Here is a 13,084-nt window from a genome sequence, read left to right on the forward strand (position 1 = left end):
TCTGGTATTTTACTAATTCGTACTAAAATGTATTGTTTATGAAAAAAATATAAGGGTATCAGCCCAAAAGGAGAAAAATATGGCTCAAATTAAATTAACTCCAGAAGACCTACGTGCTTCAGCACAACGTTATGCACAAGGTTCTCAAGAAATCGATCAAATCCTTACTACTTTGACTCATGAACAACAAGTCATCGACGCAAACTGGGATGGATCTGCATTTGATAGCTTTGAAGCACAATTCAACGAATTGTCTCCAAAAATCAAACAATTCGCTCAATTGTTGGAAGACATCAACGGTCAATTGATCAAAGTTGCTGATATCGTTGAACAAACTGACCAAGATATCGCTGCACAAATCCACTAAGATAGTCTTGGAGGTGATCTTACTTCTTGTAGGTAGATCACCCTTTTGTCTTTTGATATATAGAAAATAGGGGTTAGATTCTTAATTCCTAACCCCTATTTTGTATCTATGAATTAGAAAAAGGAAAAGGTATGGAAGTTAAAAATAAAAAATGGTTAAAATACATCGGTCAGAGCGCGGTTGTGCTCCTTTTGATGGGATCTGTCGTGGGTCTTTATACGACGGTTCAAAAGGACCAAAAGCAAAATGAAGCCAAGACTGTGCAAACGACAGAAAACACCAAGCTCAATATTGCGGTTGTCAATGAAGACAAGGCGGTCAAACTGAATGATAAAGAATACAACCTTGGGGCTAGCTATGTAAAGAATATCGAACGGGATAATTCGCAAAACTGGTCTGTACTCCCTCGTGGAGCCGCTGAGTCAGGGCTTGCAGATGGCAAGTACCAATTGATGATTGTCATTCCAAGTGACTTCTCAGAGAAGGTCTTGGAAGTGAACGCGGTTAATGCAGAGAAGACCACGGTGACGTATAAGGTCAATGCGGCTGGAAATTCTCAGGTTGAAAACGAGGCCAATAAAGTCGCTAAAGATATTGTTTCAGACTTGAATAGCCAGTTGGTTGATATGTATATGGTTAGCATTTTGAGCAACCTTTATACAGCTCAGAAGAACGTGGAAACAAGTAACAAAATCCAATCGACCAACATTGGTTCATACCGGAGTAACTTATTGGATTCAGCTTTAGATTCGAAGAATATCTTTCCAAGTCTCTATAGCTTGTCTACGTCATCTGTTGAGTCGAATAATGCCTTGAAGACAGTCCTTGAGTCTTATACACAGGCTTTTGATCAATTGACCCAATCTCAGGATCAGTACGGTCAAAACTTCGACACATTGATCAAGCAACGCTCTGAGGATAAGATCAGCCATGAAGAGTTCATGAATCAGCTGATGTCCATGAACCAGTCCGTTGTCAGTGAAAAGACCCAAGAGTTGTATAAGAATCTACAACAAAACCAAGAAGCAATTACCAAACAATTGAGTCAACCAACTGAAACAGAAGGAGATGCTTCAGGTACCAAGACCTATGCAGGCTTGACAAAAGATGTGAATGATCGTGTGGCAGACCTCGAAAAAGGGATCAAGGCAGAACGCGACAAATTAGATGAACACGAAAAGAACATCGAGTCTTCTGTAAAAGAGAAGATCCTTGACTACTATGGTCTAAAAGAAGGAGACAAAGTCACTCTTCGTACCTTGCTTGGAAAGCCAAAAATCGAAACTATCAGCAAGGCTCGAGATAAAGCGGATGATGACATTCGTCAAGCAATTGAAAAACTTCCGTCTTTAGATCCTGCTAGTCTGAATTTGAATAAGTATGGAAATCTCAACGCAGCGATTGATTTTGATAGTGCTTTTGCTGGAACGAAGGCGCAAGCAAAAGGAAATGCCGATGAATTAAAACGATTGGCTGCAGAAGTGGATGCTAAATTAACGGCAGTTGCGAATGTTCTCAATGCTAAATCTGGAAAACAAAAAGTTAGCATTCAAGTACCTGCAGGAGTTAAGGTTGATACCTGGACCTATGATGGACAGACTTATGCAGGCAGTGGTGAGCAGGAAGTCGAACTGAAAGATGGCAAACAAATTCAAATTCACCTTGTTGAAGATGGAGGAGCTATGCCAAGCGCGATTGATGTTGAAGTCCTTGTGAATGGAGTTTCTTCAACCAGTGTGACTGTATCTGCAGAAGACTTGAAAACAGCTGTCGCTAACTATGCATCGAAAGCCAGTGAAATTGCTTTGGATTATCAACGCGCAGGGGCTTTGATCGATGCCTACTATCCAGAAGATGACAACCATGTTCGTCATTCACTCTATGATCCAATCGAAGATATGGATTTGACAAACGCTTTGGTCGACATCGTGAAGGCTGCTGTTTCAAGTAACATAAAGGACTTCCGTAAGAGTATTGAAACGGATGAATCTGGGGATGCAACGAAGAGTGTGAAAGCCCAGTTAGATGGTACCCTTAAACAGTTGCAAGACTTGGGACCACAATTGCAGGCAAATCTTCAAGCAATCGAAAACACCAACAAGGATCTAACCCAAAATATCAACGATCAATTGAAGCAGTATGCAGACCTTCAAAGACGCCTAGAAGAGATCTCAAAAGCGCAGGAAACAGTGACACAGGCTCAAACCAAGACCGATGCAGATTTGTCAGCCCTTGGTTCTGAATACACGTCATTATTGAGCTCGACAGAAGGCGTTAAGAGCTCATCTCGTAGCAATGTAGAAGCTGCTAACTCTACCAATGAAATCTTTAGTCAATTGAACAAAGAATTGGAAAAAGCCCAAGGCAATACAGAGAAATTGTCTAGCAATGCGGAAAGTTTGATGGGTGAATTCGACAAGGAATTGTCTGAAAACGGGAACTTCGTCGAAGCCTTCCGTAAGGTCTTCAACAATGCCTATGAAAACGGAGTGCCGAATGAAGTCTTGCTTGACTTCTTGTCAAATCCAGTTGCAGAGAAATCGTCTTCTGTGAAAGCGACCATCAACGTCTACCGTCCATTTATCTGGATCTTTATGTTGGAAGTCTTGAGCCTCTTTACAGCTTATCTCTTTGCGACTCAGCCAATCATCCGTAAGGTGAAAGATCGCTTCAAATTAAATCGCTTGCAAGAATCAGATCTCTTGTCTGTCGGTGTCCTTGTGGGACTTTCTCTCATCCTTGGACTGGTGATCGGAATGATTTCAAGTATTCAACTCTCTGTTGGTCGTGAATATGTACCTTCATGGGTATTCTTAGCGGTTCTAGCAAGCTTTGTCTTGGTACAACTGCAATACCTTCTCTTGAAACACTTCCGTGTGATTGGAATGGGACTGGCCTTCTTCATGTTGATCAGCTATGTCTACCTATCAAGCGCGATCGGAACGACCGCGACCTTGTCAGGCCTTCCAGCACTGGTGAAAAATGTCAACCTCCTTTCTATTTTGGAAGGACAGTTTGCGGGTTACTTTGATGGACAAACAGCCGGTATCGGCGTCTTCTTCGGATTGTTGGTCTTCTTCGGACTTTTGGCAGTTGCCAATATCTTCATTCCAAAGAAGTTTACTCAAACAAAGGAAATTGAATCAAGCTTATGAAAAAAATGATGTATCTTCTCTTTGTCTTTAGTCTCTTACCAGTAGCTGTTGTTTCTGCAGATGATTTTATTGATAATCGTCTGCAGGTCAACAACTCACGTCTTGAGACAGAGCAGGAAAAGACACTTGGGGGCCAATTGGATGCGACTGAGTCTCTTTTCAATGAGAAGGATCAGAAAAAATTAGCAGATGAAAAACGCAAGCAAGAGAAACAATTGACCGATTCTGACGGCCAGTTGTTTTCTGCTATAAAGGGAAAGAAAAAAACGGGGCCTGAAGCGGACCTGTTCCAGCCTGAAAATCAAAAATTATCTAAATTCGAGTCCAATGTGGAGGATAATTCGGCCAGTTTATCGGATTTTATTCCAGCCTTGCAAATGCTGGCTTGGAGTGCCCTTCTCTTTGGGATTGCTGGCTATATTTCCTATCGAATCTATAGAAAAGAGGCCTAAATGGACCAACATATCAATGTCACCTTCCGTATGAATGGTGCAAGCCATGACCTCCGAATCCCAACACGGATGGAGGTGCGACGCTTGATTCGGGAATTGGATCAGATCTTTGGGTCTGCCATGGAGCCTAGAAGCAAGTATCAGTTGCACGTGGTAAATAAAGGCATCTTGCTGGATGAAGGCAAGGTGGTACAAGAGTATCCGATCACGAGTGGTGATCTGATCGAGATTGAGGAGTGGTAAGGTGAAAGAAGAACAATTTACACTGGAAGAACAAGTCTTCCGTTTTGAAAAAGAAGAAACGAGCTGGCGGCTGGACCTCAAGCGTTCAGAAGTGGATAGCCAGGATTTACGCAATTTATGGATTTTGGATCTCCATCATCCCTTGTTTTTAGAGCAAAGCATGACAGCGGATCAAGACCAGATTCATCTGACCTATCAGACAGATGCGCTGGGCTTGAGTGCAGAAGAAATCCAGGCATTACCGGTTTCAGACCGTTTGCGTCTAGCCATTAATGTCTTAGATTTGGCGCCAGCCTTGGAGCTTCCGGTGACCTTTATGTTGCATCCCATCAATTTGTTTGTGACCAAGGACGCGCAAGTCAAGATCGCTTATCGCGGGGTGCCGGGAATGATGGTGCCACGCAAGTGGGATCAGGTTGAATTCTTGCGGCAGGCCAAGTGCTATGCGGTCACTCTTTTTGGGGACTGGGATTTCATGGAGCTCTATCAAGGCACACTTGAATTAGAAGATCTACCTGATTTCTTGGTGGAAATCCGTGATGCCGCTAGCTTAGAAGAGATGAAAGCTCTCTTAGAGAAAGCCTACCAAGAACGCAAGGAAGAGGAAGAAAAGACCTTGACCTTGGTTTCAAGCCGTCAACACCGAATCTTTAAGTTGGCAACAGTATGGCTTTCAGCTGTAGTGGCCCTCTTACTCTTGCCCTTGATCTATTTAGTCTTTTTCCAAGCACCCTTTAAAGAAAAGTTGCTTCAAGCGGATACAGCCTATCTCAAGGTAGACTACACTGGTGTGATCGATGAGTTGGAGGGAGTAGCTCCAAGCAGTCTTCCAACGACACAGAAATATGAGTTGGCAACGTCTTATTTGCAAGGCTTGAATTTCTCAGAGGACCAAAAAAAGGTCATCCTTAACAATGTTACGCTCAAGTCAGATAGCCTCTATCTCCACTACTGGATCTATATCGGCCGTCATGACTTTACCCAAGCGCTGGATACGGCCAAGCGGATCGACGATTCAGACTTGATCATCTATGCCCTTCGTAAAGAAATCAAGGCGACACGTGATAGCGAAAAACTCTCTGGTGAACAGCGCGAGAAGAAACTCTCTGAGCTAGAGGGCGAATACAAGAAATACTGGGATGCCCGCTCTAAACTCTTGGAAGCAGAGACAGATGAAACCAAAGCTTCCACTAGCAGCTCAACAACGGCTTCGTCTACAGAAAGTTCCTCAACAGAAAGCTCGTCTTCTACAACTGCAAGCTCGACTGAGTCTAGCGAACACAAGGAGTAGTCTATGAAAAAACGTATCATACTCTATAAAAAAGGTTTTCGCTATGAGCTAGCGCTAGAAGAGGGAAAGACAGCCACCGTATCGAATCAAGAAACAGCTCAGTTGACCCTGGCTTCGCAAGAAAATCCCCTTCATTTCCAATGGAGTCAAGGGGAAATCTTCTACCAGTATGGGGAAGACAAGGGCGTGCTTGAAAATAGCAAGATCCTTGGAGATGTAGTCTGCTACTTGGCGGCAGGAGAAGTCCATACCTATGAACTGCTAGATAAGGAAGAGATTCTCGTAGCAGATGAAAAGGGTGCGGATGTGCGCTTGCATTATCCCGTGCGCTTTCTCCTTGTGAAAAAAGAGCAGACTTGGACTTGCCAGCTCTTATCTGGAAAACTCTACCATAACCATAAACTTGTCAGTGAAGCGACTTTTCCACTGGCTTTTGGGGATGAGCTTGCCATTGGAGATGTGACCTTTAAGCTCTATCCGGAAGAATTTGGCGTGGAAGGGACTGTCGAAGTAAGTCCTTATCTGGTGCCGCGTTTGCATTCACGCTATGACTTCTACAAGGACTATCCAGAGTACCACCGGTCTCCGAGGATCATTTACCGGAGTTCAGAAGACAAGATCTTGATCAATCCTCCGGGAGCGGAGCCTCAAAAGCCATCAGATGAACTCTTGAAGTTGATCATGCCACCCCTCATCATGGTTGGGGTGACCCTCTTGATTACCATTTTCCAACCGCGGGGTCTCTATATCATCGCAACGGTATCCATGTCTGTGGTCAGTGTGATCTTTTCGGTCCAAGGATTCTTCAAGAATCGTAAGCAATACAAAGAAGACAAGAAAGAGCGCGTGGAACTCTACCATCTCTATCTCAAGGATAAGGCTAAGGATTTGGAACAGCTGTCTCGGAAGCAGCGAGAAGGCATGTTTTACCATTTCCCAGCGATCGAGGACTTGACCAAGATGGTCAAACGCTATGACTCACGGATCTACGAAAAAACACCGCTTCATTTTGACTTTTTGGCCTATCGCTTGGGCTTGGGTAAGGTTCCAACCAGCTATGAGCTCAAATATGGTCAGGAAGAGCGTAGTGGGAAGAAAGATGCCTTGGAAGAAGAAGGCTATGCCCTGTTCCAAGCTCATCAAAAGATCGACAATCTTCCGATTGTAGCCAGTCTTAATCGGGGTCCTGTAGGGTATGTCGGTCCTCGCCCTATCGTGCTAGAACAGCTGCAACTCCTCGTTGCCCAATTGGCTGTCTTTCACTCTTACCATGATTTGACTATTATTCCGATCATTCCAGAAGAAGAAAAAGAAAGCTGGGATTGGATGCGCTGGTTGCCTCATGCGACCCTACAAGACATGAATGTCCGTAGTTTTGTCTACAATCAGCGGACACGCGATCAGGTCTTAAACAGTCTCAACCAGATCCTCAAGCTCCGCAAGGCGCAAAAAGAGGAAGAAAAAGCCAATGATACCAAGATTTTCCACCCTCACTATGTGGTGCTCATCACCGATGAAACCTTGATTTTGGATCATGTCATCATGGAGTTCTTCCGTGAGGATCCGACAGAGCTCGGTTGCTCCATCATCTACGTGGCAGACGTGCTCTCATCTCTTTCTGAAAATATCCAAACGGTTATCTCTATCAAGGACCGCAACCAAGGGCAATTGCTCTTGCAAGAAGGGGTTCTTCGGGAGCTCGACTTCCAATTGGACCACTTCCCTGAAGGTTATGACAAGGAAGCCATCTCGCGTGGCCTTGCCCCACTCAAGCATATCCAACAGCTCAAGAGCTCAATTCCAGACTCGGTGACCTTCCTTGAAATGTACCAGGCGGAAACATTCAATGATCTTAAGGTCTTGAGTCGTTGGGAGAGCCATGCTCCTTACCAAAGTTTGGCCGTGCCGATCGGTCTGCGCGGTAAGGACGATTTTGTCTATCTCAATCTCCATGAAAAAGCTCATGGACCCCACGGTTTGATCGCAGGGACAACCGGTTCTGGTAAGTCTGAGACCATTCAGTCTTATATCCTGAGCCTTGCTGTCAACTTCCACCCCCACGATGTGGCTTTCCTCCTCATCGACTACAAGGGTGGGGGAATGGCCAACCTCTTCAAGGATCTGCCTCACTTGCTTGGAACCATTACCAACTTGGATGGTGCCCAGTCCATGCGGGCCCTAGCCTCTATCAATGCGGAGATCCATCGTCGGGAGCGTCTCTTTGGTCAATATGGGGTTAACCATATCAACCAATACCAAAAGAAATTTAAACTCGGTGAAGCGACAGAACCGCTGCCTCACCTCTTCTTGATCAGTGATGAGTTCGCCGAACTCAAGGTCAACCAACCAGACTTCATCAAGGAGTTGGTCTCTATCGCGCGTGTCGGGCGTTCCCTCGGGGTACACTTGATCCTTGCAACGCAAAAACCTTCTGGAGTCGTGGATGACCAGATCTGGTCCAACTCCCGCTTCAAGCTAGCCCTCAAGGTGGCAGATCGTGGAGACTCCATGGAGATGCTGCGGACGGCAGATGCGGCTGAGATCACCCAGACCGGTCGTGCCTACCTCCAAGTGGGAAACAACGAAGTCTATGAACTCTTCCAAACCGCTTGGTCAGGAGCAGACTACCAGCCTGAGAAGGACCAGCTAGGGATCGAAGACCATACCATCTACTTGATCAATGAACTAGGCCAATACGAAGTCCTCAACCAAGACCTCTCTGGTCTGGATATGGCAGAAGAAATCAAGGAAGTGCCAACAGAGCTGGATGTCATCGTGCAAGAAATCAACCACTTGCACCAACAAGAAGGCATCGCAGCCGTGGCCCAACCATGGTTGCCACCGCTCAAAGAGCGGATCACACTGGATGAGTTGGACAAGGTCGTGCCAATCGAGGCTTGGCAAAAACGGACAGCTCCAAGCGTCCTGATCGGGGTCGCCGATATCCCGCAAGCGCAAAAGCAAGAAGCTGTTGCTATTGATCTGTCAAAAGATGGGAATATCCTCCTTTACGGAAGTCCAGGTACAGGAAAGACCACTTTCCTTCAGACAGCCGCAATGGATCTAGCTCGCAAGCAGAGCCCAGAAAATCTGACCATGTACCTGCTGGATTTCGGAACCAATGGTCTAGCACCATTGAGCCAATTGCCACATGTGGCTGATAGTCTCTTGCTCGATCAGACGGAGAAAATCCAGAAATTCATCCGGATTATCAACCGCGAGTTGGATCGTCGCAAGAAGCTCCTCTCTGAGCATGGTGTCGGCACTATCGCCCTCTACCGTGAAGTAACCGGTAAGCAAGAGCCTACTATGGTTATCCTCATGGACAGCTATGAGTCTATGAAGGACGAGCCTTATGAGACAGACCTCTTCAAGCTCTTCATGCGGATCTCTCGTGAAGGTCTCAGCATCGGTGTGCACTTGATCATCACAGCTAGCCGTCAGAATAACCTACGGGCTCAGCTCTATTCAAACTTCAAGCACCAGCTGACCTTGCCACAAAATGATATCTCTGAAATCCGCGGTATCGTGGGAGCAACTCCACTGGCGTCTACGATGGAAGACATCAAGGGACGGGCCCTCATGAAGCGTGATGAAGTCGATGTCGTTCAGTTCGCCCTACCAGTCGCAGGAGACAATGATATCCAAATCATCAACAATCTCCGCGACCAAGTCCAAAGTCTCAAAGAAATGTGGACAGGCCACACACCAGCAGGCATCCCAATGGTGCCAGATGAGTTGACAGAAGCATCCTTCTACGGACGTGAGGATGTAGCAGCCTTGCTGGATGAAGGAAAAGTGCCACTCGGATTGGATCTGGAAAATGTTCAACCATTAAGTTGGGATTTAATTAAAGGAAATCTTTTATATATTTTTGAACAAGAATGGCAAAAGCTTAATATTATCAACACTATGTTGTTAAGTTTCGAAAAACTCCATTTCGACTCTATTCTTTTGACAACTTCGAAATCTCAAAAACAATCTCGTATCTCAAATGAAATAGATTCGCCTTTGGGAAGGAAAAATGCCATAGAAGAAATGTATGATTTAGTCAGTGAAAATATTGATTTAGATGAAGTGCTTCCTAAACCAATGGTAATAATTTGGGATGGAATTGGAGACTTGATTCAGGAGAATGAGGTATTGTCTGATAAAATACTATATATCATGACAAACGGACCTAAAGTTAAGGTATATAGCTTCATCACAACTCTCCCTATGTTATCTAATAGTCTAAATGTTGTTTCGAAATTTATTAAGCAACTAAAATATGCTGTTGTTGAAATGCGATTGAATGATCAGAAAATCATAAGTGTGTCGAATGTGAAATATTCGGAACCTACTTTGAAAAAATCAGTTGCTTATATGGTCGATGGAAATCATTATCAAACTATGAAATTAGTGAAAGGAGTAGAATAATGTCAAAAAAATACGATGTTTTAATCCAACCTTTTGATTATGATAAAGATAGAATCTATATAACATTCGGTTATAATTTTGGTTTTACTTTACAAGAGTATCAAATAGATAATGAGATTTATCGAGTTAATCCAGCTTCTATTTTATTTTTGGCAAATATCAAGAAACAATTTGCTCAGGAAATATTAGGAAAAAATATTGAGATTTCAGTTAATCCAGGTAATACTACAATTTCGTTTGTTAGCAATTCAAAGAAAATTGAAGAAGATATAAAAAAATTGAATCAGTTTTTGTTGTACAATCCTAATGAAGTGTTCGAAAAGAATAAAAAAGAGTTTGTAGAAGAATATTTAACGAAAGAAAATGATTTTCCTGATATCTTTAACTTATCTATATTAGAATTTCTTGGACAAAATAAACGCTTCTCAAGATATAATCTATTTAATCAAATTCAAAAAATTACATCAGAGGATGTTAGATTTGTCCAAGAAATACTTTTTCAAGGTATGGAATCTAAAGTATTCATTTTAGGAAATGTAGAAGAGAATGTCATACAAATGTTTGAGAAAGAAATCTCTATATCACATAATCCATATCGCCCCGAGTCAATAATTTTTCCCCTGGCCCCTGATGATATAGTTCCTAAGAAAATAGTGGTTAAAGAGAGAGGTAAGAGAGGGTTATTAATCCATTCGAATCCAAATTTTTTTGAAGAAAAGAATGAATTATTATATACATCAGAGGATGTTTTTCTGACTTATCAGATTTTAACAGAACATTATAAAAAATTTCAGCCCATATTAGCTATTGATGGTGCTGATATGGGTATGTATATTCCTGAGATAAATAAAATTGAACGACATATGTTTAATGATGAAATTTTAACTAAATATATCGAGCAAATCAGGCGACAAAATAATTATTTACTGGAGGAAAAACCGAAGGTTTATACAAATTTATTCGTTGTATTATGGTTGTCTGGGGTTAATTATCTTGAATATAACAAATCGATAATAACTAAATCATTAGAAACGATTAGGAATAACTTTTTGATTGTTTTAGATGAGAGTTTATTTTGTACAGTAAATTGTAAGTAAAGGAGAAAATAATGGCAGATCAAATCCTAATTGTTCCAGAAGGTTTTCAGACAGAAATAGATGCACTAACAAAATCAAAAGATAGTGTTTTGGATGAAATATTGAAGATTGAGACAGACGGTCTTGAATTAGAAACTATTACTCAATTGAAAGATATTGTAACTAATTTTAATAATGTGATTAAGTCATACAAAAAATTACTAGCCCAAGATGTTAAGAATCTGGAAGTAATTAGATCCGAATGGATGGCTGTGGATTCTACCATTGCCACTCATGGAGAAGGGCTGACAAGTAGTAAATAAATTTGAGAACAATTAAAAAATTTTGTAGTATTGGAAAGGGAAAATATGAAACTGGATAATTCAAAATTAAGTGCAATTGATACTACCGGAAGTACAGCCTATACGAACCTAGAAACTCAGTTATATAATGTTGAGAAAACTCTAACTGTTCTGACGAATTCCTTGAATTTTAAAGGTACAGGTGCGGAACAGTATAAGTCATTTATGCAGGAAAATTCGGTAAATGCAACCTATGTTTTATTACAGGTTGGGAAAGATGTAAAGGAATACATTGAAAAAATAAAAAAAGGATTTCTTGAATTCGAATCAAATGAGTCTGGTAAGGTATCAAGTTCACGAGTAGATGATGTGAAAAAATCACTTGGAAATATTTCTAAAGCTGTCACTAGTGATATAGATGATCTTGCAAGTAACGAAGAAAAAGCAGCAGAATATATTTCTGTTTCTCCAACTAATACAAGTAAACTGACTGATGGATTTACTACCTTAGATACAAATTTAGAAACAGTTAATAAAGATTTTAAGACAAAAGATGATGAGTTATCTAAAGGTGCGGAAAGTATCTTGACATCCATTAGTAAATTGGATACAATGATCACAAATATTTTAAATAATTATGTCACATCTAGCGGTAAATACAATAATGCAAAATTTAAAGAATTGAAACAAGAAGAATGGTATATAAAAGGGAACGGCTCTATACTTGATAATAAACGAAAACAAGATCCGTATTCATATAATACAGCATATTATTCAGTTTTAGAAGGCCAGATGGCAAAAGGTTGGGGCAAAGATTATTATGGGTATATCGGTGGTAGTTTATTAAAAAATGATGGATCGATTATCGTAGAAAATGGGATGACAAAATTCTATTCTAATGTAAAAGTCTTGTCTAGTAATGTAGAATTAAAACTTGGTCCATTTTTTAAGGGAACGGGTGAAATAAACGCTGCCCAGCTACAAAATGAATTTGGATTTGGTACTGGTGGTCTTTATTTGAAATCTAAAGGTGAGGTTGCAAGTGCGAAAGGACGTGTAAGTACTCTTTTTGATACGGTTTATTTAGAAGGTAAAACTAGTGCAGCTTCATATACTGTTGACTTAGATGCCTATATTACATCTGATAAATCAGAATTTGGCTTTGATATTGATGGATCAGGTCCATCTACTTCAGCTGAAATAGGATTTGAGCTATTTCACTACAAAGCAACTGATGAAAATGGAGAAAAAGTTGGGAAAAACTTACTTGCAATGTCTGTTACTCCTGAAGCTTCTGAAGGAGGCTCACTTACACTAAAAGTCAAAGAAGAAAGAGCATATGATAGTTTCTTAGGTGATGAAAATTGGGATGTCCGTACTATAAATTTAAAGGCTGGAGCCAAAGCATTTTTAGGTATAAATGCGGATGTTACTATTCCTTATATTTGGCCGGATGGATTTTTCAGATGGATTGGAAGAGGTTTTAAATGAGAATAAATAAAATATTATTATTGATGGTTACTTCATTCTTTTTAGTAGCGTGTTCAGGGGAAAATGTATCATCAAATAAAAATGTAGGAAACGAAAATAAAGGAGGACAGACATTGAAATTTATAGTAGCACCACAGTATGAAGGAAAAGAATCTAATTTAATTGAATTAGGTAAAAAATTAACGAAGGAACATCCAGATCTTGGAAATCAAGGAAGCCTATCGATCAACTATACTGGCGCAACTTTCTCATCAAATCAACAAGAATATGCCGTTTTTCTATTGATTA

General features: G+C 41.3%; 9 protein-coding genes and 1 pseudogene. All 10 read left to right on the plus strand.

The window, feature by feature from the left end; genetic code table 11:
- Positions 1 to 79 precede the first annotated feature (79 nt).
- Positions 80 to 367, plus strand: a complete 288-nt coding sequence (locus HMPREF2893_RS05095) for a WXG100 family type VII secretion target (protein WP_003016069.1) — start codon at positions 80 to 82, stop codon at positions 365 to 367.
- 131 nt (positions 368 to 498) lie between these two features.
- Positions 499 to 3,522 (plus strand): type VII secretion protein EsaA, encoded by a 3,024-nt coding sequence (esaA, locus tag HMPREF2893_RS05100; RefSeq protein ID WP_070674771.1) that lies wholly within the window; start codon positions 499 to 501, stop codon positions 3,520 to 3,522.
- Positions 3,519 to 3,974 (plus strand): type VII secretion protein EssA, encoded by a 456-nt coding sequence (essA, locus tag HMPREF2893_RS05105; protein WP_045759059.1) that lies wholly within the window; start codon positions 3,519 to 3,521, stop codon positions 3,972 to 3,974. Before esaA ends, essA begins: the two co-directional genes overlap by 4 nt.
- Positions 3,975 to 4,217 (plus strand): EsaB/YukD family protein, encoded by a 243-nt coding sequence (locus tag HMPREF2893_RS05110; RefSeq protein WP_070674774.1) that lies wholly within the window; start codon positions 3,975 to 3,977, stop codon positions 4,215 to 4,217.
- 1 nt (position 4,218) lies between these two features.
- Positions 4,219 to 5,508: a type VII secretion protein EssB gene (gene essB, locus HMPREF2893_RS05115; RefSeq protein WP_070674777.1), complete on the plus strand. Its 1,290-nt coding sequence runs from the start codon at positions 4,219 to 4,221 to the stop codon at positions 5,506 to 5,508.
- A gap of 3 nt (positions 5,509 to 5,511) precedes the next feature.
- Positions 5,512 to 9,927, plus strand: coding sequence for a type VII secretion protein EssC (essC, locus tag HMPREF2893_RS05120; RefSeq protein ID WP_070674779.1), 4,416 nt, complete (start codon positions 5,512 to 5,514; stop codon positions 9,925 to 9,927).
- Positions 9,927 to 11,024: a hypothetical protein gene (locus HMPREF2893_RS05125; protein WP_070448957.1), complete on the plus strand. Its 1,098-nt coding sequence runs from the start codon at positions 9,927 to 9,929 to the stop codon at positions 11,022 to 11,024. The genes essC and HMPREF2893_RS05125 overlap by 1 nt, the downstream gene beginning before the upstream one ends.
- 11 nt (positions 11,025 to 11,035) lie before the next feature.
- Entirely contained in the window at positions 11,036 to 11,326 is a 291-nt protein-coding gene (locus HMPREF2893_RS05130) for a hypothetical protein (RefSeq protein WP_049482413.1), read from the plus strand.
- Positions 11,327 to 11,371: 45 nt separating this feature from the next.
- Complete coding sequence (locus tag HMPREF2893_RS05135; RefSeq protein ID WP_049482414.1) at positions 11,372 to 12,796, plus strand: T7SS effector LXG polymorphic toxin; 1,425 nt, start codon at positions 11,372 to 11,374, stop codon at positions 12,794 to 12,796.
- Positions 12,793 to 13,084 (plus strand): annotated as a pseudogene (locus tag HMPREF2893_RS05140) (hypothetical protein); the annotation flags it as partial. The gene HMPREF2893_RS05135 and the pseudogene HMPREF2893_RS05140, both read left to right, overlap by 4 nt.

Source organism: Streptococcus sp. HMSC072C09, from assembly GCF_001813105.1.
GTDB lineage: Bacteria > Bacillota > Bacilli > Lactobacillales > Streptococcaceae > Streptococcus.

Bases quoted from the DNA above. Each gene is read 5' to 3' on its own strand.
- HMPREF2893_RS05095 (WP_003016069.1), top strand. From the start codon at position 80: ATGGCTCAAATTAAATTAACTCCAGAAGACCTACGTGCTTCAGCACAA.
- esaA (WP_070674771.1), top strand. From the start codon at position 499: ATGGAAGTTAAAAATAAAAAATGGTTAAAATACATCGGTCAGAGCGCG.
- essA (WP_045759059.1), top strand. From the start codon at position 3,519: ATGAAAAAAATGATGTATCTTCTCTTTGTCTTTAGTCTCTTACCAGTA.
- HMPREF2893_RS05110 (WP_070674774.1), top strand. From the start codon at position 3,975: ATGGACCAACATATCAATGTCACCTTCCGTATGAATGGTGCAAGCCAT.
- essC (WP_070674779.1), top strand. From the start codon at position 5,512: ATGAAAAAACGTATCATACTCTATAAAAAAGGTTTTCGCTATGAGCTA.
- HMPREF2893_RS05125 (WP_070448957.1), top strand. From the start codon at position 9,927: ATGTCAAAAAAATACGATGTTTTAATCCAACCTTTTGATTATGATAAA.
- HMPREF2893_RS05130 (WP_049482413.1), top strand. From the start codon at position 11,036: ATGGCAGATCAAATCCTAATTGTTCCAGAAGGTTTTCAGACAGAAATA.
- HMPREF2893_RS05135 (WP_049482414.1), top strand. From the start codon at position 11,372: ATGAAACTGGATAATTCAAAATTAAGTGCAATTGATACTACCGGAAGT.